Origin of the sequence: Pseudomonas sp. B22129, assembly GCF_044218875.1 — a bacterium.
Taxonomy (GTDB): Bacteria; Pseudomonadota; Gammaproteobacteria; order Pseudomonadales; family Pseudomonadaceae; genus Aquipseudomonas.
Map to the genome: position 1 here is coordinate 359,910 of NZ_CP162592.1, position 24,543 is coordinate 384,452.

Annotated in this window: 21 protein-coding genes; 7 read left to right on the top strand and 14 right to left on the bottom strand. The window is 60.3% G+C overall.

The window, feature by feature from the left end:
- Positions 1-8 precede the first annotated feature (8 nt).
- The 6 genes from AB4P94_RS01680 to mreB all read right to left on the bottom strand — a co-directional run bounded on the left by AB4P94_RS01680 (position 9) and on the right by mreB (position 8,839).
- Positions 9-3,824, bottom strand: a complete 3,816-nt coding sequence (locus AB4P94_RS01680; protein ID WP_395609144.1) for a YhdP family protein — start codon at positions 3,822-3,824, stop codon at positions 9-11.
- 76 nt (positions 3,825-3,900) lie between these two features.
- Entirely contained in the window at positions 3,901-5,358 is a 1,458-nt protein-coding gene (gene rng, locus AB4P94_RS01685) for a ribonuclease G (protein ID WP_010213134.1), read from the bottom strand.
- A 70-nt stretch (positions 5,359-5,428) separates the two neighbouring features.
- Positions 5,429-6,025, bottom strand: coding sequence for a Maf family protein (locus AB4P94_RS01690; RefSeq protein WP_395609145.1), 597 nt, complete (start codon positions 6,023-6,025; stop codon positions 5,429-5,431).
- Between the two features lie 51 nt (positions 6,026-6,076).
- Positions 6,077-6,565, bottom strand: coding sequence for a rod shape-determining protein MreD (gene mreD / locus AB4P94_RS01695; protein WP_016974305.1), 489 nt, complete (start codon positions 6,563-6,565; stop codon positions 6,077-6,079).
- On the bottom strand, positions 6,565-7,632 hold the full coding sequence (gene mreC, locus AB4P94_RS01700) for a rod shape-determining protein MreC (protein WP_395609146.1): 1,068 nt from the start codon (positions 7,630-7,632) through the stop codon (positions 6,565-6,567). The genes mreD and mreC overlap by 1 nt, the downstream gene beginning before the upstream one ends.
- A 169-nt stretch (positions 7,633-7,801) precedes the next feature.
- On the bottom strand, positions 7,802-8,839 hold the full coding sequence (gene mreB / locus AB4P94_RS01705) for a rod shape-determining protein MreB (protein WP_002555108.1): 1,038 nt from the start codon (positions 8,837-8,839) through the stop codon (positions 7,802-7,804).
- A 210-nt stretch (positions 8,840-9,049) separates the two neighbouring features.
- On the opposite strand from mreB, the gene gatC reads away from it, so the two are divergent.
- The 6 genes from gatC to AB4P94_RS01735 all read left to right on the top strand — a co-directional run bounded on the left by gatC (position 9,050) and on the right by AB4P94_RS01735 (position 14,277).
- Positions 9,050-9,337 carry an Asp-tRNA(Asn)/Glu-tRNA(Gln) amidotransferase subunit GatC gene (gene gatC, locus AB4P94_RS01710; protein ID WP_003188556.1) on the top strand — a complete coding sequence of 96 codons (288 nt, stop codon included), beginning with the start codon at positions 9,050-9,052 and terminating at the stop codon, positions 9,335-9,337.
- A gap of 16 nt (positions 9,338-9,353) precedes the next feature.
- Positions 9,354-10,805, top strand: a complete 1,452-nt coding sequence (gatA, locus tag AB4P94_RS01715; RefSeq protein ID WP_395609147.1) for an Asp-tRNA(Asn)/Glu-tRNA(Gln) amidotransferase subunit GatA — start codon at positions 9,354-9,356, stop codon at positions 10,803-10,805.
- Between the two features lie 10 nt (positions 10,806-10,815).
- Positions 10,816-12,261, top strand: a complete 1,446-nt coding sequence (gatB, locus tag AB4P94_RS01720; RefSeq protein ID WP_395609148.1) for an Asp-tRNA(Asn)/Glu-tRNA(Gln) amidotransferase subunit GatB — start codon at positions 10,816-10,818, stop codon at positions 12,259-12,261.
- Positions 12,262-12,420: 159 nt separating this feature from the next.
- On the top strand, positions 12,421-12,792 hold the full coding sequence (locus AB4P94_RS01725; RefSeq protein WP_395609149.1) for a septal ring lytic transglycosylase RlpA family protein: 372 nt from the start codon (positions 12,421-12,423) through the stop codon (positions 12,790-12,792).
- Positions 12,793-12,850: 58 nt separating this feature from the next.
- Positions 12,851-13,897, top strand: coding sequence for a calcium/sodium antiporter (locus AB4P94_RS01730; RefSeq protein ID WP_395611278.1), 1,047 nt, complete (start codon positions 12,851-12,853; stop codon positions 13,895-13,897).
- Positions 13,894-14,277 carry a carboxymuconolactone decarboxylase family protein gene (locus AB4P94_RS01735; protein WP_053254400.1) on the top strand — a complete coding sequence of 128 codons (384 nt, stop codon included), beginning with the start codon at positions 13,894-13,896 and terminating at the stop codon, positions 14,275-14,277. The genes AB4P94_RS01730 and AB4P94_RS01735 overlap by 4 nt, the downstream gene beginning before the upstream one ends.
- Before the next feature lie 103 nt (positions 14,278-14,380).
- On the opposite strand, the gene AB4P94_RS01740 is transcribed toward AB4P94_RS01735, so the two are convergent.
- The 5 genes from AB4P94_RS01740 to kdgD form a co-directional block, all read right to left on the bottom strand.
- Entirely contained in the window at positions 14,381-15,322 is a 942-nt protein-coding gene (locus tag AB4P94_RS01740; RefSeq protein ID WP_395609150.1) for an AEC family transporter, read from the bottom strand.
- A gap of 165 nt (positions 15,323-15,487) precedes the next feature.
- Entirely contained in the window at positions 15,488-17,041 is a 1,554-nt protein-coding gene (gene garD, locus AB4P94_RS01745; RefSeq protein ID WP_395609151.1) for a galactarate dehydratase, read from the bottom strand.
- A gap of 11 nt (positions 17,042-17,052) precedes the next feature.
- The gene (locus AB4P94_RS01750; RefSeq protein ID WP_395609152.1) at positions 17,053-18,417 is read right to left on the bottom strand and encodes an MFS transporter; all 1,365 of its coding nucleotides are present in this window, start codon (positions 18,415-18,417) and stop codon (positions 17,053-17,055) included.
- Between the two features lie 184 nt (positions 18,418-18,601).
- Positions 18,602-20,047, bottom strand: coding sequence for an aldehyde dehydrogenase family protein (locus tag AB4P94_RS01755; RefSeq protein WP_395609153.1), 1,446 nt, complete (start codon positions 20,045-20,047; stop codon positions 18,602-18,604).
- Positions 20,048-20,101: 54 nt separating this feature from the next.
- The gene (gene kdgD, locus AB4P94_RS01760) at positions 20,102-21,013 is read right to left on the bottom strand and encodes a 5-dehydro-4-deoxyglucarate dehydratase (protein WP_395609154.1); all 912 of its coding nucleotides are present in this window, start codon (positions 21,011-21,013) and stop codon (positions 20,102-20,104) included.
- Between the two features lie 235 nt (positions 21,014-21,248).
- Between kdgD and AB4P94_RS01765 the strand changes: the two genes are divergently transcribed.
- Positions 21,249-22,406, top strand: a complete 1,158-nt coding sequence (locus AB4P94_RS01765; protein ID WP_395609155.1) for a phospholipase — start codon at positions 21,249-21,251, stop codon at positions 22,404-22,406.
- A gap of 125 nt (positions 22,407-22,531) precedes the next feature.
- Here AB4P94_RS01765 and AB4P94_RS01770 read toward each other — a convergent pair whose 3' ends face one another.
- The 3 genes from AB4P94_RS01770 to AB4P94_RS01780 form a co-directional block, all read right to left on the bottom strand.
- Positions 22,532-23,281, bottom strand: coding sequence for a FadR/GntR family transcriptional regulator (locus AB4P94_RS01770; RefSeq protein WP_395609156.1), 750 nt, complete (start codon positions 23,279-23,281; stop codon positions 22,532-22,534).
- Positions 23,282-23,440: 159 nt separating this feature from the next.
- A complete protein-coding gene (locus tag AB4P94_RS01775) occupies positions 23,441-23,860 on the bottom strand; it encodes a ClpXP protease specificity-enhancing factor (protein WP_395609157.1) in 420 nt (139 codons plus the stop codon).
- A gap of 17 nt (positions 23,861-23,877) precedes the next feature.
- Complete coding sequence (locus AB4P94_RS01780) at positions 23,878-24,495, bottom strand: glutathione S-transferase N-terminal domain-containing protein (protein WP_084376331.1); 618 nt, start codon at positions 24,493-24,495, stop codon at positions 23,878-23,880.
- Between the last annotated feature and the right edge of the window lie 48 nt (positions 24,496-24,543).

Genomic DNA, 24,543 nt, shown 5'->3' on the forward strand with positions numbered 1-24,543 from the left:
ACAGGCTCTCAGTTTGGCTTTTCAAATGGCTTGTCGAAGGTGATTTTGGGATCCTTCCACGGCCCTTCCACTTTGTATTGCACGCTGGCGAAGCGTGAAACACGGTCACCGATCAATTTGTCGATCAGGAACAGCGCACCACCAATGGCGGGCGCACCCACAATCAGCGCGGCAATCGGCAGGTTGTTGGTCACCGGTAAAGTCACCAGCAGCTTGGCATCGACACGGTCGGCCACCAGATCCAGGGTGCCATTGAGCTCCAGGTTGGTGGAAGGCCCGGTCATGGTGATGGGTTCGCGGGTCACGAACACGCCATTACTGGCTGCCAGCAGACCTTTGACCCGGTCATAGCTCAAGCCCTTGCCGAGCAAGTCCGAGAAGTCCAGGCGCAGGCGGCGACCGATGGAATTGAAGTTGAGCAACCCAAACACCCGCAGGGCTTGAGCGCCACCTTCCACTTCAACGAACTGGCCTTTGCGGAACGCGGCATCCAGGCTGCCGGAAAAGCGCTTGGGGCCGACCCAGGCCGGCGACCCAGGCCAACGACCATCCACGTCCAGGTGGAAGTCTTCGCTGGTCACCGTCGGCGCAAAACCCCAACCCTTCAGCACATCGGCGATGTTCTTGCCATCCAGGCGGCCCTTGTACCAACTGCTGCTGGACCCCGGCGCCCCTTCCCAGCCGCCGGCACCATTGAGCTGCATGCCCTTGAGGCCAAGGTCCAGGTTATTGAAGGCCAACCCCTTGGCAGTCGGCCGGATCTTCAGCGACCAGGCGCCCACCAGGTCAGGCCCCTGGAACAGTTGGTTGATTGAGATATCCAGCGCCGGAATGTCCTTGGGATCAATGTCCGCCAACGGATCCGGCGCGTTTTCATCGGCCTGTACTGTCGGGTCCACCGCTGGCAACTTCACGTATTGCAGGGCGATTGCAATCGGTGCGCCCTTGGCGTCCGGCAGGTTCACAGTACCCTTGGCTTGCTGGCTGTCGAGTTGCAGGCCCCAGGCCGCCGGCTTGCGATCAAGCTGCAAATTGACCTGATCAAACTGAGTGCCGAAGCCGGTCAGCTTGCCCACCTTGAAGTCGGCACTGTTGAGCAGTTGCTTGGCACTGCCGCCTGGATCGTTGCCGGCATAGCGGTCGACCAGTTTTTTCCATGGATCAATATCCAGCTCCGACAGCACACCGCGAATGCGCAACCCCTTGGAGGCGGGCAACACGGCATCACCATCGCCAAGGAACAGCTCCCCACGGCCGTCATTGAACTTGTCGGGAGGCGAGGCGAAGGTGAAGCTCGCCAACTCTCCGTAATCAAACCAGTAACGGCGCTCGGCACCCTGCAAGGTCATGCGGAACACGCTATCGCGGCCCTGGCTAGCCGGCATGCCGAAAGGTGCTGGCAAGTCCACTGCAACCCCCTTCAGGTTGGAACTGACCATCAATTGGCTGTCGGCGCCGTCGAGGGTGAGTTGCAACTGGTAAGGGATATCGCCGGATACTGGCAACGGCTGGCTGATTTTCAACCAGTCCGCCAGGCGCTTGACCGCGACCTGGCCCTTTGCTGTGACACGCGTACTGATATTGCCCGGCTTGCCGTCGGCAATGATCTGCGCGGTGACGGGACGATCAAATGCCTGGGCCGAAATATTCTGGCCACTCAGCCCCTTGGCACTGTCGAAGCGAAAATCGCCCTTGAGCTGAGACAGGTCCAGAGTCGGCTCGGCCAATTGCAGGCGGGACTTGTCAGTTTGGAAGTCCACCACGATCTTGGGTTCGGTGCCCTTGACCAGCGGGATATCCAGATCGAGCTTGCCCTGCAGGTCACCGTCGCCCTTCCAGCCGGTGAATGTCGAAGCCGTACCAATGGGCGCTTCTTGAAGGATCTTCAGACCATCGCCCAAGCCGCCCGAGAACCCGCCAGTGATCAGCAAATGGCTGTCTTTGCCGGCAGGCGCGTGGGGAATATTGACGTAGACGTCCTTGACCTTGGTGTCGAGCAATTGGCCCTTACTCGCCAGGATGCGTACACCGCTTTCTTCGACGAACACTTCGCCATTGACCTTGCTCACATGCGGCCAGCCTGGTTGGAATGCCAACTCGGCGTCATGCACCTTGAAGAACAGGCTGATATTGCGTGCCGCCGGCAGCGCGTCATGGTTCAGCGAGCCTTGGTATTGGAAGAAACCCTGATCGACCGCGCCCTTGAGAATGGCCGTGCGCAACCATTCGTCCAAAGACGGGCTCAACACCGCAGGCAGGTATTTGGGGGTAAACCGACCATCGCCATCAACCATGCCGACCCGCAGGTCCATGTAGTCTTCCTGGCTATGGTCGAAATGCAGGCGAATCAGGAAGTCAGCAGCAACCTTGCCTTCTTCACCCAACACCTTGATGTAGGGTGCAATCAGCGTGAAGCCTTCTTTATCCAGCTTCCATGTCAGGCGCGCATTGGCCTGAATGTACTGCCAGGGCTTGGCGAAGATCGGGTACAGGTGCAGGGAAAAATCCTTGCTGTCCATGCGCAACTCGCCCTTGCCCAAATCACCGCTGATACTGCCGGACACGTTGCGCGCGGCCGGTGCGCCGAAGTAGGCGTCGAAGCCGATGCGCTCAAGGTTGGCGGCAAAGCTTACTTTTTGATCGGTGGTGTCTTGAGGCCGGAAATCCACCAGCACATTACGCAGGACGCCGGTGGCTTTCAGGTGCTCAATGGTTTTGGCGAAGCCTTCCGGCAACGACGCCAAAGCATTCAACAACGGCGTGACAGGGGTCAGGTCGAGGCGATCGGCCTGCAGCTTCCAGACTTCCTGGCCCTTGTCGGTCGCGAGTGTTTGCTGCAATTGCAGGTGCGATTCCCAACGGGTATCACCGATATTCATTGCCAGCGAATCAAGTTGAACCTTGAGGCCTGTCGCACTGCGTTGCAGGTAAGCGGTGAGGGCCAGGTTTTCGATATGTACCGGCTTGCGGTCGGCGTAGCTGCCTTTCACTTGCGGTGAGTTAAGGCGCACCACGGCGCTTTGCACGGTGCCCCTGGCCCAGTCCAGCCAGAACTCGCCGCCGGCCTTGAACTGTGTGAGCTTCCATTGCTGGGTCAGCCTGGCCGGAAGCCATTTGGCCCAGTCACTCTGAGGCAAACTGAGATAGGCCTGAACTTCACCCTCTTTCCATTGGCTGGCGCGAATACGGCTGTTCAGGCTCAAGGCGAGCGGCTGGCCGTCAGGCAGCGTCAGGCGGGCGTCCAGGCGTTGCCGGGTGACGCCGGTATGCAGGCTCAAACCCACGTAGGTGAGCGTCAACGGCGCTTGGTCAAACGGTTGCAAGGTCACCTGGCTGTCGAGCAACGACACGCGCTTGACCATTTGCATGCGCTTGAGCAATTGCTCCGGGTCCAATGGCTGATCGTCCTGCACCGGCAGGCCTTGCAGCGCCCAGTGGCCGTCCTTGTCTTCCTTCACGCTCAGTTGCAGGCCGCTGACTTCCAGGTGCGCGATGCGCACTTCACGCGCCATCAAGCTGGCCCAAATGTCCGGTACCACTTCAACCTGGTCCAGGCGCAAGGCACTGCTGCCCTCGCCCATCATCACGTCATGGGCCAGCAATACCGGGGCAAACCCGCTCCAGCGCCCTTCGAGGCTGCCGATTTGCAGCGGCATATCCACCGCGGCCTGAGCCTTGGCTTCTATTTCGGCGCGGTATTCAGCCACCAGCGGGATCAACTCGCGACCCAGGCTCACGTACACCGCCGCGAGCACCAGCAACAACGCACAGAGGCCCAGGCCCCAACGGGTCAAAGCGGCAAAAAAGCGTATCAGACGCTCCATGTCAGGTGACCCTCAAAGCAGTGGGCGGACGGCAGATCAAGGTCGGCCGGTCTCGAAGAAAGAAAGCGATTGGGGATCAGAGCAGCACCACGTCATATTGTTCCTGCGAATACATGGTTTCGACCTGGAAGCGAATCGTGCGCCCGATAAAACCCTCCAGTTCCGCGACGTTGCCGGACTCCTCATCCAGCAAGCGATCAACCACTTTCTGGTTGGCAAGCACTCTATAACCTTCAGCCTGGTAGGCACGCGCCTCCCGTAAGATTTCCCGGAAAATCTCATAGCAAACCGTTTCCGGGGTCTTCAACTTGCCGCGCCCCTGGCAACTGCTGCAAGGCTCGCACAGCACTTGCTCGAGGCTTTCACGGGTGCGCTTGCGGGTCATCTGCACCAGGCCCAATTCGGTGATGCCGATGATATTGGTCTTGGCGTGATCGCGCTCCAGCTGTTTCTCGAGGGTGCGCAACACTTGGCGCTGGTGCTCTTCGTCTTCCATGTCAATGAAGTCGATGATGATGATGCCGCCCAGATTGCGCAGGCGCAGTTGGCGAGCAATCGCCGTGGCCGCCTCGAGGTTGGTCTTGAAGATGGTTTCTTCAAGGTTGCGATGGCCGACGAACGCACCGGTGTTGACGTCGATGGTCGTCATGGCTTCGGCCGGGTCTACCACCAGATAACCGCCGGACTTGAGAGGCACTTTGCGCTCCAGGGCTTTCTGAATTTCGTCTTCAACGCCATACAGGTCGAAAATCGGCCGCTCGCCAGGGTAATGCTCCAGGCGGTCGGCAATTTCCGGCATCAACTCAGCCACAAACTGCGTGGTGCGCTGGAAGGTTTCCCGCGAGTCGATGCGAATTTTCTCAATCTTCGGGCTGACCAAATCGCGCAAGGTGCGCAGGGCCAGGCCAAGGTCTTCATAGATCACGCTCGGGGCGCCGATGGTCTTGATCTGCGCGCCGATCTGGTCCCACAAGCGTCGCAGGTAACGGATGTCCATGAGGATTTCATCGGCGCCCGCGCCTTCCGCTGCGGTGCGCAGGATAAAACCGCCCGCCTCCTTGATGCCTTCGGCCGCCACGCAATCGCTGACCACCTTCTTCAGGCGCTCGCGTTCAGCTTCATCTTCAATTTTCAGGGAAATGCCAACATGGGCCGTGCGTGGCATGTACACCAGATAGCGCGAAGGGATCGACAACTGAGTGGTCAACCGCGCGCCTTTGGAGCCGATGGGGTCCTTGGTGACTTGCACCACCAGGCTCTGCCCTTCGTGCACCAATGCACTGATGCTCTCGACCGCCGGGCCTTCACGTAGTGAAATTTCCGAAGCATGGATAAACGCAGCGCGGTCCAGGCCAATGTCGACGAAAGCCGCCTGCATGCCCGGCAATACGCGCACCACTTTGCCTTTATAGATGTTGCCGACGATCCCGCGCTTTTGCGTGCGCTCGACGTGCACTTCTTGCAGAACACCGTTCTCTACCACCGCCACGCGCGATTCCATCGGCGTGATATTGATCAGAATCTCTTCACTCATGGCTGGGTCTCGTTCAGGCGTTTTCACAATAGTGACCAATCGCTTAAGGCTGGGCGCTGGGGTACGGCGTTCAGCGCGCGGTAAGGTGTTGCCAACAGGGTATGCCGAATTGGCAGAGCAGTTGCGCGGTTTCGCACACCGGCAGGCCGACCACGGCGGAATAACTGCCATTGAGCCCGGCGACAAACACCGAGCCAAGCCCCTGAATAGCATAGCCGCCTGCTTTATCCTGAGGTTCGCCACTGTGCCAGTAGGTTGTAGCCTCTTCGACAGAAATACCGCGAAAACGTACGCGGCTGCTTACACATTGCGTTTCACAGCGCTGCCCATCCGTCAGGGCAATCGCAGTCAGCACTTCATGCTCACGTCCGGCGAGCGCCATCAACATGGCCAGGGCATCGGCTTGATCCACGGGTTTGCCCAGGATCTGACCATCAACGATGACGGCCGTGTCGGCGCCCAGCACACAAACATTGAGGTTGTTTTCGAGCGCAGCAAAACCCGCCGTTGCCTTGCCGCGCGCGAGGCGTTCGACGTAGGCAACAGCAGATTCGTTTTTAAGAGGAGTTTCATCAATGGCGGCGCTGACCACGGTGAAAGGCACACCGATCTGGGTCAACAATTCACGCCGCCTTGGGGAGCCGGAGGCTAGATAAAGCGAATTCATACGAGACTCTCCCTGTGACATTCGATAACCAGGCAGAGCCTCGCAATCCATTCAATTGATTTTATAGCGGCGACGTAACCCACGCAGACCGAAGCTGACCCAGGGCCACAACAGCGCACTGACCAAGGCGGGCAATACCAATGCAAGCGTTGGCTGGCGGTTGCCGGTCAGGGCACTGAGCCACAGTTGCACCAGCTGCGCCAGGCCGAAGATCACGAGGATCACCAGGCACTGCTGCCACATGGGGAACATGCGCAAACGCTGCTGCAACGACAGCACCAGGAACGTAATCAGGGTGAGGATCAGCGCGTTCTGGCCGAGCAAAGTGCCATAGAGCACATCTTCCGCCAAGCCCAGGCACATCGCCGTGACCATGCCGATCTTATGCGGCAAGGTCAGCGACCAGAATGCCAGCAACAGCGCCAGCCAGAGCGGGCGCAGGATTTCCATGAATTGCGGCAGTGGCGAAACACTGAGCAGCAGGCCGATGGCAAACGTCAGCCAGACGATCCAGCCATTACGCGAATGTGTACCGGCCATTATTCCTCCCTCTGCCGCGTGGTTGCCGGGGCAGCGGCCGGAGGCTTGGCTGCAGGCGTGGTGGCTGCAGGCTTGACCGCCGGTTTGGCCGGGCGGGCGCTATGGGCAGCCGGCTTGACCGGGGTTGCCACGGGCGCTGCCGCAGTGGCGGGCGGCGCAGGCGGCCCGACGAATGCCGGTTTCGGCACCGTGGCCGGAATAATCGGCGTCGTGCCGTTTTGCTTGTCTTCCGCTTCCTGGGCCTGGGCGGCGTCGTTGGCGCGCTCTTCCGGGGTACGGTTGTCACTGAATACCAGCAACAGGTAACGGCTGCGGTTCAAGGCGGCGGTCGGTACGGCGCGCACAATGGCGAACGGCTGGCCGGAATCGTGGATGACTTCCTTCACCGTTGCCACCGGGTAACCCGCCGGGAAACGCTGGCCCAAACCGGAACTGACCAGCAGGTCGCCCTCCTTGATATCGGCGGTGTCGGCCACATGGCGCAGTTCCAGGCGCTCCGGGTTACCGGTCCCGCTGGCAATCGCGCGCAAGCCGTTGCGGTTGACCTGCACCGGGATGCTGTGGGTGGTGTCCGTCAGCAATAAAACCCGCGAGGTGTAGGGCATCAACTCGACCACCTGCCCCATCAGGCCACGGGCATCGAGCACCGGCTGGCCAAGGACCACACCGTCGCGCTCACCCTTGTTAATGATGATGCGATGGGTAAAGGGGTTAGGGTCCATGCCGATCAACTCGGCCACTTCGACCTTCTCGTTGACCAACGCGGAAGAATTGAGCAACTCACGCAGCCGAACGTTCTGCTCGGTGAGGGCCGCGAGCTTTTGCATGCGCCCCTGCAACAGCAGGTTTTCAGTCTTGAGTTTTTCGTTCTCGGCGACAAGCTCAGTGCGGCTGCCGAATTGGCTGGCCACGCCCTGATAGAGCCGTTGCGGCAGGTCGGTGATCCAGTAGGTCTGCATCAACACCAGCGACATCTGGCTGCGCACGGGCTTGAGCAGTGCAAAACGGGCATCGACCACCATCAGCGCGACCGAAAGCACGACCAGCACCAATAAGCGCACGCCCAATGAGGGGCCTTTGGCGAAAAGCGGTTTAATAAGCCGCTCCTCCCGGGCAAATGTTCTCTTTATTCATACGGCATCAAACCGGCCTGGATGCAGATTGAAGAAGATAAACGCCAACAGGCAGCACTGCAAAGTGCTGCCTGCCGACGAAGCATGTACCGCCCAAACGATCTTATTCGCTGGAGAGCAGGTCCATGGTGTGTTTATCCATCATTTCCAGTGCACGACCACCGCCACGGGCGACGCAAGTCAGCGGGTCTTCGGCGACAATCACCGGCAAGCCGGTTTCCTGAGCCAGCAGCTTGTCGAGGTCGCGCAGCAAGGCGCCACCACCGGTCAGTACCAGACCACGCTCGGCGATGTCGGAAGCCAGTTCCGGCGGCGATTGCTCCAGGGCGCTCTTCACCGCCTGAACGATGGTGGCCAGGGACTCTTGCAGAGCTTCCAGCACTTCGTTGGAGTTCAGGGTGAAGGCACGTGGAACGCCTTCGGCCAGGTTGCGGCCGCGAACATCAACTTCGCGAACTTCGCCGCCCGGATAGGCAGTGCCGATTTCCTGCTTGATGCGCTCGGCGGTGGATTCACCGATCAGGCTGCCGTAGTTACGACGCACATAGGTGATGATCGCTTCGTCGAAGCGGTCGCCGCCCACGCGTACGGATTCGGCATACACCACACCATTCAGGGAGATCAGGGCGATTTCAGTGGTACCCCCACCGATATCCACCACCATCGAACCGCGCGCTTCTTCAACCGGCAGGCCGGCACCGATCGCAGCAGCCATTGGCTCTTCGATCAGGAACACTTCACGGGCACCGGCGCCAAGGGCCGATTCACGGATGGCACGACGCTCCACCTGGGTGGACTTGCATGGAACGCAGATCAGCACACGAGGGCTGGGCTGCAGAAAACTGTTTTCGTGAACCTTGTTGATGAAGTACTGCAGCATCTTCTCGCAGACGCTGAAGTCGGCGATCACGCCGTCTTTCATCGGACGAATGGCAGCAATATTGCCTGGTGTGCGGCCGAGCATGCGCTTGGCCTCGGTGCCGACGGCAACGACACTTTTCTGATTACCATGGGTCCGAATGGCCACAACCGATGGCTCATTCAGAACGATACCGCGCTCGCGCACGTAAATAAGGGTGTTGGCAGTGCCCAGGTCAATGGAAAGATCGCTGGAAAACATGCCACGCAGTTTCTTGAACATGGGGAAAGGACCCTAGGCAACGCGTGGGTAAAAAAGTGCGGCAAACTCTAACAACGACAGGGATTTTGGGCAAGGCGCCAATGTGCTAAATTGGCCGACTTTCTGTGCACCAACCCCCACAATCGCGGCCATATGACCGTAGAAATGCGGTAGTGTTCCGACAATCTAACACACGGACGCCCTCCGTTCTGTTTTCCACTGGAGAATCCCATGGCGCTTGAACGCTCCGACGTGGAAAAAATCGCGCATCTGGCCTCGCTTGGCCTGAATGACGCCGATCTTCCACAGACCACCGCAGCCCTGAACAGCATTCTCGGGCTGGTTGACCAAATGCAGGCCGTGAATACCGACGGCATCGAGCCCCTGGCTCACCCTCTGGAAGCCAGCCAGCGCCTGCGCGCTGACGTCGTGACCGAGCGCAATAATCGCGAGGCTTACCAGTCCATCGCACCAGCGGTCGAAAACGGCCTGTACCTGGTTCCGAAAGTCATCGACTAAAGGGAAAGAGCCTTTCATGCATCACATGACTCTGGCCGAGATCGCCCGCGGTCTCGCCGACAAAAAGTTTTCTTCCGAAGAGCTGACCCAGACCCTGCTGGCGCGCATTGCCGCGCTGGACCCCAAGGTCAACAGCTTCATAAGCCTCACCGAAGAGCTGGCCCTGAGCCAGGCCAAGGCCGCCGACGTACGTCGCGCCAACGGTGAGAATGGCGCACTGCTGGGCGCACCGATCGCCCACAAAGACCTGTTCTGCACCCAGGGCATTCGCACCAGTTGCGGCTCCAGGATGCTCGACAACTTCAAAGCACCCTACGACGCCACCGTGGTGTCCAAGCTGGCTGCCGCCGGGGCCGTGACCCTGGGCAAGACCAACATGGACGAATTCGCCATGGGTTCGGCCAACGAATCGAGCTACTACGGTGCGGTGAAAAACCCGTGGAACCTGGAGCACGTGCCCGGCGGCTCGTCCGGCGGTTCGGCTGCAGCCGTTGCCGCGCGTTTCCTGCCGGCGGCCACCGCCACTGACACCGGCGGTTCAATCCGTCAGCCTGCGGCCTTCACCAACCTCACCGGCCTGAAACCGACCTACGGTCGCGTTTCCCGCTGGGGCATGATCGCCTACGCGTCCAGCCTGGATCAGGGTGGCCCGCTGGCACGCACCGCTGAAGACTGCGCAATATTGTTACAAGGTATGGCCGGGTTCGATAAACAGGACTCCACCAGCATCGATGAGCCGGTGCCGGATTACAGCGCCAGCCTCACGACCTCGCTCAAAGGCCTGCGCATTGGCGTGCCGAAAGAGTATTTCAGCGCCGGCCTCGACCCGCGTATCGCTGAACTGGTGCACAACAGCATCAAGGAGCTGGAAAAGCTCGGCGCGGTAATCAAGGAAATCAGCCTGCCAAACAACGCGCACGCGATTCCGGCCTATTACGTGATCGCCCCGGCTGAAGCCTCTTCCAACCTGTCGCGTTTCGACGGCGTACGCTTCGGCTATCGCTGCGAGAACCCGAAAGACCTGACCGACCTGTACAAACGTTCCCGTGGCGAAGGCTTTGGGGCCGAAGTACAACGCCGGATCATGGTCGGTGCCTACGCCCTGTCGGCCGGCTACTACGACGCGTATTACCTCAAGGCGCAAAAAATCCGTCGCCTGATCAAGAACGACTTCATGGCGGCGTTTGAAGAAGTTGACGTGATCCTCGGCCCAACCACGCCGAACCCGGCCTGGAAGATTGGCGCCAAGACCGGCGACCCGATCGCCGAGTACCTGGAAGACCTGTACACCATCACCGCCAACCTCGCGGGCTTGCCGGGCTTGTCCATGCCCGCCGGTTTCGTCGATGGCCTGCCGGTCGGCGTGCAATTGCTCGCCCCGTATTTCCAGGAAGGCCGCCTGCTCAATGTGGCGCACCAGTACCAGTTGAACACCGACTGGCACACCCGCACCCCTACCGGCTTCTGAGGAGAACACTATGCAATGGGAAGTTGTGATCGGGCTGGAGATTCATACCCAGCTCGCCACCCAATCGAAGATTTTCTCCGGTAGCGCCACCACGTTTGGCTCCGAGCCGAACACTCAGGCCAGCCTGGTCGACCTGGGCATGCCCGGCGTGCTGCCGGTGCTGAACCAGGAAGCGGTGCGCATGGCGGTGATGTTCGGCCTGGCGATTGACGCCGAGATCGGCCAGCACAACGTGTTCGCGCGCAAAAACTACTTCTACCCGGACCTGCCCAAGGGCTACCAGATCAGCCAGATGGAATTGCCGATCGTCGGCAAGGGCTACCTGGACATCCCGCTGGAAGACGGCACCATCAAACGTGTCGGCGTAACCCGTGCGCACCTGGAAGAAGACGCCGGCAAGAGCCTGCACGAAGAATTCCCGGGCGCGACCGGTATCGACCTGAACCGTGCCGGCACGCCGCTGCTGGAGATCGTCTCCGAGCCGGACATGCGCAGCGCCAAGGAAGCCGTGGCCTACGTCAAGACCATCCACGCGCTGGTGCGCTACCTGGGCATCTGCGACGGCAACATGGCCGAAGGCTCGCTGCGTTGCGACTGCAACGTGTCGATCCGTCCAAAAGGCCAGGTTGAGTTCGGCACCCGCTGCGAGATCAAGAACGTCAACTCGTTCCGCTTTATCGAGAAGGCGATCAACAGTGAAGTGCGCCGCCAGATCGAGCTGATCGAAGACGGCGGCAAGGTGATCCAGCAGACCCGCCTGTACGACCCGAACAAAGACGAAACCCGCGCCATGCGCAGCAAGGAGGAAGCCAACGACTACCGTTACTTCCCCGACCCGGACCTGTTGCCGGTGGTCATCGAGGACTCGTTCCTCAACGACGTGCGCGCGACCCTGCCGGAATTGCCGCAGCAAAAACGTGAGCGCTTCCAGGCGCAGTTCGGCCTGTCGGTCTACGATGCGAGCGTCCTGGCCTCCAGCCGTGAACAAGCAGACTACTTCGAAAAAGTGCTGAGTATTGCCGGTGACGCCAAACTGGCCGCCAACTGGGTAATGGTTGAGCTGGGCAGCCTGTTGAACAAACAGGGCCTGGAAATCGACGAAGCACCGGTCACCGCTGAGCAATTGGGCGGCATGTTGCTGCGCATCAAGGACAACACCATCTCCGGCAAAATCGCCAAGACCGTGTTTGAAGCGATGGCCGCAGGCGAAGGCAGTGCGGACGAGATCATCGACAAGCGCGGCCTCAAGCAAGTCACCGACAGCGGCGCGATTTCGGCCGTGCTGGATGAAATGCTCGCGGCCAATGCCGAGCAAGTTGAACAATACCGCGCGGCGGACGAAGCCAAGCGCGGCAAGATGTTCGGCTTCTTTGTGGGCCAGGCGATGAAGGCCTCCAAAGGCAAAGCCAACCCGCAACAGGTGAACGAACTGCTGAAAAGCAAGCTCGAAGGCTGACAGCGGTGAATGGTCCGGGCGGGATTTCACAACCAACCCGGATCCATTGTGGGAGCGGGCTTGCTCGCGAATGCGGTACATCAGTAAAGGAATGCTTAGCTGACACACCGTATTCGCGAGCAAGCCCGCTCCCACATTTGTTATGGGGATAAGCAAAAAATGAAGCGTCTACTCGGCCTCCTGGCCCTGTTCTCTCTGTTGGCCGGTTGCGCCAGCGGCCTCATCGACCCCAACGGCTACGACGAAACCGGCACCGCCTCCTATTACGGCGCCAAGCACCATGGCAACAAGACCGCCAGTGGTGAACCTTTCAACCAGAACGCCCTGACCGCCGCCCATCGGCGCCTGCCTTTCGGCACTCAGGTCAAGGTGACTAACCTCGACAACAATAAAACCGTGGTGGTGCGTATCAATGATCGCGGCCCGCACACCCGTGGGCGTTTGATCGACCTTTCACGCAAGGCTGCCGAGCAACTGGGTATGCTGGGCAGCGGCACCGCGCGGGTGCGCATACAAGCCATGAGCAATTAATGAGGGAGCCCCGGCCATTTTTGGATTAACCGCCCTTTCGCCCTGGAGCCTGCTCGAGCTGGGCAGCGGCTTGCTGCTGCTGATCCTGGGCGCCGAAATCCTGGTGCGCGCCGCGGTGCGGCTGGCCGCCAGCCTCAAGGTGCGCCCGCTGATCATCGGCTTGAGCATCGTCGCCTTCGGCAGCAGCGCGCCGCAGATGACTGTCAGCCTGCAAGCCACCCTCGCCGGCAACACGGATATCGCCGTAGGCAGTGTGATTGGCAGCAGCATCTTCAACATTCTCGTCACCCTCGGCTTGTCGGCGCTGATCATTCCGTTACGGGTGTCACGGCAATTGGTACGCCTGGATATCCCGGTGATGATCTGCGCCGGCCTGCTGGTGTTCACCCTGGCGGCCAATGAAGAGCTGACGCCATTCGATGGGCTGGTTTTGCTGGTGGCATTGGTGGCGTATCTCGCGCTGCTGCATTACCAGACACGCCACTCCCGCCGCCCACGAACGCTGGACACCGTGGCCAACGCACCTTGGCTGAGCAGCGTACTGCTGATGCTCGGCGGGCTGCTGGTGCTGGTCGTGGCCGGGCATTTGCTGCTGGGTGCAGCTGTGGATGTGGCGAGCGACCTCGGCCTGTCGGAACGCATCATCGGCCTGACGCTGATCGGCGTCGGCACCTCGCTGCCGGGCCTTGCCACCTCACTGATTGCCGCCCTGCGCGGCGAGCGCGAGATTGCGGTGGGCAACGTGATCGGCAGTAACCTGTTCAACCTGCTCGGCGTTTTGGGGTTTACCGCACTGGTCGCACCCTCGCCGCTGTCGGTGTCGCCCAATGCGCTGGACTTCGATTTGCCGGTGATGCTTGGCGTGGTCGTGCTGTGCCTGCCGGTGTTCTACACCGGCTATCGGGTCACTCGCGCCGAAGGCCTGCTGTTCCTCGGCCTGTACCTGGCGTATGGGTTGCACGTGGTGTCGTTTACCTTCGGCATGCCACTGGCCACAAGGCTTGAACATTTGATGCTGTATTACGTCCTGCCAGCGCTGGTGGCTTTCCTGCTGTTCACCTCGCTGCGAGCCTGGCGCCGCCAACACAAGAGGGAATCGCAATGACCGATCAGAAAAAGCCCGGGGTTGAAATGCGTCGCCAGGTGATGGGCGATGTGTTCGTCGACCGCGCCTTGGGCAATGCCACCGAGTTCACCCAGCCGCTGCAGGATTTCGTCAATGAACATGCCTGGGGCAGTGTGTGGAACCGCGAAGGCTTGCCGCTGAAGACGCGCAGCCTGATCACCCTCGCCGCCCTCACGGCGCTCAAGTGCCCGCAGGAGCTGAAGGGCCATGTGCGTGGCGCGCTGAACAATGGCTGCACGGTGGAGGAGATTCGCGAGGCGCTGTTGCATTGTGCGGTGTACGCGGGTGTGCCGGCGGCGATTGATGCGTTTCGGGCGGCGCAGGAAGTGATTGAGGCGTATCAGGCGGATCAGCAGTGACTGACAGATAGCCTTCGCGAGCAAGCCCGCTCCCACACTTGGAATGCATTTCAAATGTGGGAGCGGGCTTGCTCGCGAATGGCTATCACAGGCACCACAACCTTCAGATCCAGCCACCCGCCTGCAGCACGAAAATCCCGATATTGGTGGTCACCGCCGCCATCAAGGTGGTGATCACAATAATCGCCGCCGCCAACTCATGATTGCCCTCGGCCGCCCTGGCCATCACGAAACTCGCCGCTGCCGTCGGCGCGCCGAAGTACAGGAACAGAATCCCCAATTCCGGCCCGCGAAAACCCAGCAACCAGGCACCCAGCGTCGCGAACACCGGCAACCCGACCATCTTCACCAGGCTCGCACTCAGCGCCATGTTCCCGCTTTTGCGCAGCGCCGCCAGCGACAGGGTGCCGCCGATGCAGATCAACGCCAGTGGCAAGGTCATGTCCGCCAGATACTGGCCGGACGACTCCAGCCAACCGGGCAGGCCGATTTTAAAAATGGCGAAAGGCGCCGCCACTATCACGCTGATGATCAGCGGGTTGGCCACCACGCTTTTGAAGATGCTCCATGGGTCGGACTTGATCACCGGGCTGTACACCGCCAGCACGATGGTCGACAGGGTGTTGTAGAACAGGATCACCAGCGCCGCGAGGATCGCGCCCAGGGAGATGCCGTAGTCGCCATACATGCTGGCGGCCAGCGCCAGGCCGATCACCCCGTTATTGCCGCGAAATGAACCTTGGGTGTAAATACCGCGGTCTTCACGCGGGCAGCGAAAAATCGCCCAGCCCCAGGCCAGGGCAAAGCTCAACAGCGTGGCGACGGCAAAGTAGATCAGCAGGCCCGGCTTGAGCGCCGAGTGCAGGTCGGCGTGCAGGATGCCGAGAAACAGCAGCGCCGGCATGGTGACGTTGAACACCAGCGAAGACGCGACGTGGATGAAGTTATCGTTGATCCAGTTGATGCGCTTGAGCAGCACACCGAGAAACAGCATGGCAAACACCGGCGCGGTGATGGTCAGGGTGGTGAGGAAGATAGCCAGCATGCCGGGGAGAACCTTGGTGAGCGTCGTCAGGTGGCTAATGATAAGCCATGCAGGCCTGTGGCGTCTGGAAGGACGCTTTCGCGAGCAAGCCCGCTCCCACATTTGATTTGTGAACACCGGTCAAAATGTGGGAGCGGGCTTGCTCGCGAAGCAGGCGCCGCGGTCTCAGGTGATGGGCGCCGGGTTGAACAAGGTGATGTCGTTGTGCAGCTTGTGCCGCTCCGCCCATGTCTGCTTCTTGCCGCTGGCCACATCCAGATAGAAGTGAAACAGATCCCAACCCAACTCTTCGATGCTCGCGCGCCCGGTAGCAATGCGCCCGGCATCAATGTCGATCAAATCCGGCCAACGCTGCGCCAGCTCCGTACGCGTCGAGACCTTCACCACCGGCGCCATCGCCAGCCCATAGGGCGTGCCACGCCCGGTGGTGAACACATGCAGGTTCATCCCCGCCGCCAGTTGCAAGGTGCCACACACAAAGTCACTGGCTGGCGTTGCGCAGAAGATCAGGCCTTTGCGCTTGAAGCGCTCGCCCGGGCCGAGCACGCCGTTGATCGCGCTGCTGCCGGATTTGACGATAGAACCCAAGGACTTCTCGACGATGTTCGACAACCCGCCCTTCTTGTTCCCCGGCGTGGTATTGGCACTGCGGTCCGCCTCGCCCTTGGCCAGGTAACGGTCGTACCAGTCCATTTCCCTGACAAGCTCCTGCGCAACTTCTTTCGTCTCGGCGCGAGAGGTCAGCAGGTAAATCGCGTCGCGCACTTCAGTCACTTCGGAAAACATCACCGTCGCCCCTGCGCGCAGCAGCAAGTCCGAGGCATAGCCCAGCGCCGGGTTGGCGGTGATGCCGGAAAACGCGTCGCTGCCGCCACACTGCATGCCCAGGATCAGCTCGGACGCAGGCACGGTTTCGCGGCGGCGCTGGTCGAGCTTCTTCAAGCGCGTCTCGGCCAGTTCCATGATCTGCTCGATCATCTCGGTAAAGCCGTGGCTGGAATCCTGCAGCCGGTACAGCCATGGCTCACTCAAGTCGACGGAGCTGTCGTTGTCGTGCATCACCTGCCCGGCCTGCAATTTCTCGCAGCCGAGGCTGATCACCAGCGCTTCGCCGCCCAAGTTCGGGTTGCGCGCCAGGTTGCGCACGGTGCGGATCGGGATGTAAGCGTCTGTGGCCGTAATCGCCACGCCGCAGCCGTAGCTGTGGGTCAGCGCCACCACGTCATCGACGTGCGGGTACTTGGGCAGCAACTCGTCCTTGATGCGCTTGACCGCGTGGTCCAGCACGCCCGTAACGCACTGCACCGTGGTGGTGATGCCGAGGATGTTGCGCGTGCCCACGGTGCCGTCGGCGTTGCGATACCCCTCGAAGGTAAACCCCTCCAGCGGCGCCTGGGTTTCAGGCACCTCGGTGGACAGCGGCAAACTGTCGAGTGGCGGCGCAGTGGGCATGCGCAGTTGATCTTCCTGCACCCAACTGCCGCGCGGAATGGGCGCCAGGGCGTAACCGATGGTCTGGCCGTAGCGAATGATCTGACCGCCTTCGGGGATATCTTCCAGGGTCACCTTGTGGCTCTGCGGGATGAAATCCACGGTCACCAGGCCGTCCGGGAACTCAGTACCTGCAGGTACTCCTTGGTCATTGACCACAATCACCACGTTGTCGCGCGCGTGCAAACGGATCGAGCGCGGCGAGTCGGCATGTTCAATCAACTGCATTACATCGTCCCTCAGGAATGCGCTTGGGTCAGGTTAGTCAGCTCAGGGCCTTTGCTTGGCGGCTCTTTGAGCACCACGCGTTTGATCGGGCCGACGATGACCACGTAGCTGAACACGGCCAGGAGCGCGTTGGCGCCCACAAACACCAGCGCCCACTTGAACGAGCCGGTGGTGCTGATGATGTAACCGATCACGATGGGCGTACTGATCGAGGCCAGGTTGCCAAACATGTTGAACAGGCCACCACTCAGCCCGGCGATTTGTTTCGGCGAGGTGTCGGACACCACCGCCCAACCCAGTGCGCCAACGCCTTTACCGAAGAAGGCCAGGGCCATGAAGCCCACCACCATCCATTCGATATCCACATAGTTGCACGCCACGATGCTGCACGAGATCAGCAGCCCGCCAATGATCGGCGCCTTGCGCGCGAAGGTCAGCGAGTGGCCTTTGCGCAGCAGGTAGTCGGAAATGATCCCGCCCAATACGCCGCCGATAAACCCGCAGATCGCCGGCAGCGAAGCAATGAACCCCGCCTTGAGAATGGTCATGCCACGCTCTTGCACCAGGTACACCGGGAACCAGGTCAGGAAGAAGTAGGTGATGCCGTTGATGCAGTACTGGCCCAGGTACACGCCGAGCATCATGCGGTTGGTCAGCAACTGGCGGATGTAATCCCACTTCGGCCCGTCGGTTTTCTGGCCGCGGGCCTTGTCCTGGTCCATATCGACCATCGCGCCGTTGGCGGCGATGTGGTTGAACTCGGCCTCGTTGATCATCGGATGCTGGCGCGGGCTGTGGATAAGTTTCAGCCAGATCAGCGAAAACAAAATACCGATGCCGCCCATCACGATAAACACGTGCTGCCAGCCGAAGGTGTAGACGATCCAGCCCATCAGCGGCGCAAACAATACGGTGGCGAAGTACTGCGCGGAGTTGAAGATGGCCGACGCGGTGCCGCGTTCGGCGGTAGGAAACCACGCCGCAACAATGCGGGCATTTCCGGGAAACGATGGCGCTTCAGCCAGGCCCACCAAAAAGCGCAGCATGAACAGCGCGACGATGGCGGTGGAGACACCAAACTCACCGACATAGCCTTGCAGCACGGTGAACAGGGACCAGGTGAAGATGCTCAGGGCATAGATTTTTTTCGAGCCGAACCGGTCGAGCAGCCAGCCACCGGGGATTTGCCCGGCCACGTAGGCCCAACCGAATGCAGAGAAGATAAAACCGAGGGTGACCGCGTCGATGCCGAGGTCTTTTTGCAGGCTGGAGCCGGCAATGGCGATAGTGGCTCGGTCGGCGTAGTTGATCGTGGTCACCAGAAACAGCATGAGCAGGATCAAATAGCGGACGTGAGTCGGCTTGGTCGCTTGCATGAAGATGTACTCCCACTAATTATTTTTTTTGCGGGTGATCATTTTTTTGTGCAGTGCTGAACCCGCTCTCTGTGGGAGCTGGCTTGCCTGCGATGGCATCACTTCGGTCCCACTGAAAGACCGAGGTGTCTGCATCGCAGGCAAGCCAGCTCCCACAAGAGCCGGTGCCTACAGGTAGTACGCGTTACGACCCGATGTAGCTGGTTTTCACCACGGTGTAGAACTCTTGCGCATAGCGACCCTGCTCACGCGAACCGTAGGACGAGCCCTTACGGCCACCGAACGGCACGTGATAATCCACACCGGCAGTCGGCAAGTTGACCATCACCATCCCGGCCTGGGAGTGGCGTTTGAAGTGGTTGGCGTACTTCAACGACGTGGTGGCAATACCCGCCGACAAACCAAACTCAGTGTCGTTGGCCATGGCCAGCGCCGCCTCGTAATCCGCCACGCGCACCACGTTGGCGACCGGGCCGAAGATCTCTTCACGGCTGATACGCATGGCGGCTTCACTGTCGGCAAACAGCGTCGGCGCCAGGTAGTAGCCTTCGGTATCGCACGTCACCAGGCCACCACCGCTGACCAGCCGCGCGCCTTCGCTTTGGCCGATGTCGATGTACTTGAGGTCTTGGTCCAACTGGGCCTGGGAAACCACCGGGCCGATGTCGGTGCCGCTCTTGAGGGCGTGGCCGACCTTGATCGACTTCATGCGCTCAGCCATCGCCGCGACGAATTGGTCGTGGATACCGGCGGTGACGATCAAGCGGCTCGACGCCGTGCAACGCTGGCCGGTGGAGTAGAACGCGCTCTGTACCGACAGCTCGACGGCCTGTTTGAGGTCGGCGTCATCAAGGATGATCTGCGGGTTCTTGCCGCCCATTTCCAGCTGCACTTTGGCCTGGCGCGACACACAGCTGACGGCGATCTGACGACCGACGCCCACCGAACCGGTGAAGCTGATGCCGTCGACTTTCGGGCTGTTGACCAGCACATCGCCGACCACGCGACCGCTGCCCATCACCAGGTTGAACACACCGGCCGGGAACCCGGCGCGGGAGATGATTTCAGCCAGGGCCCATGCACAGCCCGGTACCAGCTCAGCGGGTTTGATGACCACGCAGTTGCCGTAGGCCAGGGCCGGGGCGATTTTCCAGGCCGGGATGGCAATCGGGAAGTTCCACGGGGTAATCAAGCCGACCACGCCCAGCGCTTCACGGGTGACTTCAACGTTGACGCCCGGGCGTACGGATGGCACGTAGTCGCCAGACAACCGCAGGCATTCACCGGCGAAGAACTTGAAGATGTTGCCGGCGCGGGTCACTTCGCCGATGGCTTCGGGCAGGGTCTTGCCCTCTTCCCGAGCCAGCAGGGTGCCGAGTTCTTCACGGCGGGCGAGGATTTCAGTGCCGACTTTATCCAGAGAATCATGGCGGGCCTGAATGCCGGACGTGGACCAGGCGGGGAAAGCGGCGCGTGCGGCGTCGATAGCGGCGTTGACTTGGGCGACATCAGCCTTGGCGTATTCGCCGATCGTATCGGAAAGCTCCGACGGGTTGATGTTGACGCAATAGTCGGCACCGGCCACCCACTCACCGTTGATGTAGTTATCAAAACGTTTGGCTTGGGACACAAATCTTCTCCTGACGCAAAAGGCCGCTGAGCGATCAGCGGCCTTGTTGATAAGTTACTGCGGACCTTGCTTGTCGATCAGCGCGGCCAGGGCTTCGTATTCTTCCGGCAGCAGGTCGGTCAACGGCGTGCGTACCGGGCCTGCGTCGTAGCCGACAATTTTTGCACCCGCCTTGACGATGCTCACGGCATAACCGGCCTTGCGGTTACGAATGTCGAGGTAAGGCAGGAAGAAGTTGTCGATGATCTTGCCGACGGTGGCGTGATCGTCCTTGGCAATTGCGTGGTAGAAGTCCATCGCGGTTTTCGGCAGGAAGTTGAACACCGCCGAGGAGTACACCGGCACGCCCAGGGCCTTGTAGGCAGCGGCGTAAACCTCTGCAGTCGGCAGGCCGCCGAGGTAGCTGAAACGATCACCGAGGCGACGACGGATCGACACCATCAGCTCGATATCACCCAGGCCGTCTTTGTAGCCGATCAGGTTCGGGCAGCGTTCAGCCAGGCGCTCCAGCAATGGCGCGGTCAGGCGGCAAACGTTGCGGTTGTAAACCACCACGCCGATTTTCACCGACTTGCACACCGCCTCTACGTGGGCGGCGACGCCGTCCTGGCTGGCTTCGGTCAGGTAATGCGGCAGCAGCAGCAGGCCTTTGGCGCCCAGGCGCTCGGCTTCCTGGGCGTACTCGATGGCTTGGCGGGTCGAACCGCCGACACCGGCCAGAATCGGCACGCTGGTGGCGCAAGTATCAACCGCGGTCTTTACCACTTGGGAGTATTCGCTGGCAGCCAGGGAGAAAAACTCACCGGTGCCGCCGGCAGCGAACAAGGCGGTGGCGCCGTAAGGGGCCAGCCATTCCAGACGCTTGATGTAGCCCGCCTGGTGAAAGTCACCCTGGGCATTGAAATCGGTCACCGGGAAAGACAGCAGACCGTGGGAAAGGATGGACTTCAGTTCTTGTGGATTCATTATTCGAACACCCTGGGCGAAGACTTTCTGTCGAAAGGTTGTTGTTGGTTTGTTGATGTCGTACGTCATCGTACAACTATAAAAAGATTCGTCAACTGCAATTCATCGACCTTCATGGTTGGCGCGACGTTTAAATCAGACTTCTTGACGCAGGAAATTATTCCTCTATGCTCGACATAACTGTATATGCATACAGTTAACAAGGAAGATTCCTACGACATAGCAAGGAGCTAACATGTCAGGTCTTGAACTCGCTACACCTGAGAAAACCCCGCCTACCCTGCGCTTTGAAGGCGGTGAACACACAGCCATCGGCGACGACACGCTGCTGCGTTTCGTCAAGGGCGCCCCGGCGATTCCCGCGCGACAAGTCGAGCTGCACCTGCCTAACGGGTTGGCGCTGACCTATGGCCAAGTCATCGCCCTGGGCGGTGACTTTTATGGCATTCCCGGCCAACCCATCAGCGATGGCACGTCCCCTGCCGACCGTGTGCAACGCTTCACCGCCGCGTTTAATTCGCTGGCCGTGCTGCCAGCCTCGCGGGAAGAAGCCGGAAAAATCCTCGCGGTGATGCAAAAGGAGATCAACGCGGTCAACCAGGCGATCAGGGACGGCAAGCAGCCCCACGAAGCCTATGACGCGCTGGGTGATACGTTGTCGGAAGAGTGGAACCGCATCACCGGCGGCGGCAGCGCGGTATCGGCGCTGATTCCGCTGGGGCGCTACCTGAAACTGGCGGCGGATAACGCTGATCACTTCGGCGAATGGGCATTGTCGGCATATCTGGCCGGTCATACGGCCGCGCTGCAACAGGCCGTTGTCGCCCATCAAACCGGTACCGACCAGGCGCTCGAACTGGCCTACGCCATGAACAGCTTCGCCGATCACTTTTTGACGGATCTGTTTTCCGCCGGCCACCTGCGCGTGCCACGCAAACAACTGGCGGCCGTGGTGACTCCGGGTGAACTGGGTTCGTTGATCAGCCGCTTTATGCATGACGAAGACAGCAAGTTCGGGCTCAAGGTACGTAACGCCATGGGTGACCAGTGGCATGCCTATGGTGATAAACGCTACTTCGACAGCATCGACGCGGACAACAGGGTGCAGGTCAAACGTGCGGTGCAGGCCTCGGCGGATGAGATTTTTGAGACCTTCCTCAGCGGCGTGGCGCCCTCCCCGGCCAACTTCAAGGCGCCGCTGTATGTACCGGATTTGAACGCGGCGCAAAACCCGGCGAATAACTTTTCGCCGCTGTTCAAGATGGAGGGGGACAAGGTGCTGCGGCGCAAGGACGTGAATGACCTGAACGACAAGCACTGGACCAATGACTGGTGGGGGTGGAGTACTTACTTGCTGCTCAAGGACTACAAGCCCAACCAGCCTGCTGGCTAACCCAAGACAACCATAACCAACTGTGGGAGCTGGCTTGCCTGCGATGGCATCACCTCGGTCTATCAGCCATACCGAGGTGATGCCATCGCGCGCAAGCCCGCTCCCACACTAGATAGGCATTACTTTTAACCGCGCTGTGCTTCTGCCTCTTCATGGGCATGGCGCAGCCGCTCACGGCTGTTGGTCAAGTGCAGGCGCATGGCCGCACGTGCCGCGTCCGAGTCCTGGCGGGCAATTGCCTCGTAAATCTCTTCGTGTTCGCGGCTCAGGCGGCCCATGTAGTGCTGCTGGTCATCATGGGCCAGGCGCGCCGAATTCAGGCGTGTACGCGGGATGATGCTGGTGCCCAGGTGGGTCATGATGTCGGTGAAGTAGCGGTTGCCGGTGGACAGCGCGATTTCCAGGTGGAACGCGAAGTCTGACGCGACGGCATCGCCGGCGTGGGCTGCACTTTCATTCAACGCGTCGAGCGCGGCACGCATGGCAGCCAGTTGCTCATCGCTGCGACGCAAGGCCGCAAGCCCGGCGGACTCCACTTCCAGGCTGATCCGCAGTTCCAGAATCGCCAACACATCACGCAGCGTCACCACAGTGGCCGGGTCAATCCGGAAACCACTCGGGCTCGGCGTGTCCAACACAAAGGTGCCGATGCCGTGACGGGTTTCCACCTGCCCGGCCGCCTGCAAACGCGAAATGGCCTCACGCACCACGGTGCGACTGACCCCATGGGCATCCATGATGGCCGACTCGGTGGGCAGTTTGTCGCCACGCTTGAGCTGACCGTCACGGATTTGCTCGGACAACACCGTGACCAATTCCTGGGCAAGGCTGCGGCGCTTGCGGGGAAGACGAGGGGCGGCGCTGGCGTTTTCCATGATGAATCATCTTTCTCGGCGAACTTGAGGGGGCATCATAGCCCATGGCGGTTGTACGATCACCGTTCTGACACGACTTTCATCCCTATCCCGTGCGCAAAAAAATGCCCCGGCACAGGCCGAGGCATTTTTTAAGGCTCACCCGAGGGTGAAAGCCGGTTACTTCACCACTTTCAGGCTCGGCCGGCCGCTTGGGCGCGGAGGCTCGGAATCCGGTGGCGGCACGTCATCGCCGTTTTCACCTTCAATCGCTTCGTCTTCCTCGAAAGGCGACTCCAGATCAAACACCATGCCTTGGCCATTCTCCCGGGCATAGATGCCGAGAATGGCGCCAATCGGCACGAACAGCGTGTGTGGCACACCGCCAAAACGCCCTTCGAAGCTCACCGCTTCGTTGTCCATATGCAGGTGGCGCACAGCACTGGGTGATACGTTCAGCACGATCTGCCCATCACTGGCAAAGCCCTGAGGCACGTCAACCTTGGGAAATTCGGAGTTGACCAGCATGTGCGGGGTGCAATCGTTGTCCACAATCCACTCATAGAGCGCGCGAACCAAATAGGGTCGACTGGAGTTCATCAGCGGCTCCTTAAGCCTTAGCGCATATCGCGTTCGACACCAGACAGACTCGCCTGGAAAGCCTCACGCGCAAACTGGCGCTCCATGTAATCAAGCAACGGCTTGGCCGGCCGCGGCAGTTCAATACCGAGAATCGGCAAGCGCCAGAGTATCGGTAATAGGCAGCAATCCACCAAGCTTTGTTCCTCACTGAGGAAAAAAGGTTTATCGGCGAACAAAGGCGAAACACCCGTCAGGCTCTCGCGCAATTCCTTACGCGCCTGCACACGTGCCGCTTCTTTACTGCGTGAATCCAGAATCACATCCACCAGCCCGCACCAGTCACGCTGGATCCGATGGATCAGCAAGCGGCTGTTGGCACGCGCCACCGGGTACACCGGCAGCAAAGGCGGATGCGGGTAACGCTCATCCAGGTATTCCATCACCACGGTTGACTCCCACAACGCCAGGTCGCGATCGACCAGGGTGGGCAAGCTGCCGTAAGGGTTCACTTCGATCAGTTTCGGCGGCTGACGGCCCGCCTCCACACTGATGATCTCTGCGCTGACACCCTTCTCTGCGAGCACGATGCGTACTCGGTGGGAATAGTGGTCGGCGGGGTCGGAGTAACAGGCCAACCGGTTGGTCACGCCCATGGCGGTCCTCCTCGCTTGTTGAAATTATCGAAAGCTCAAAAACGAGCG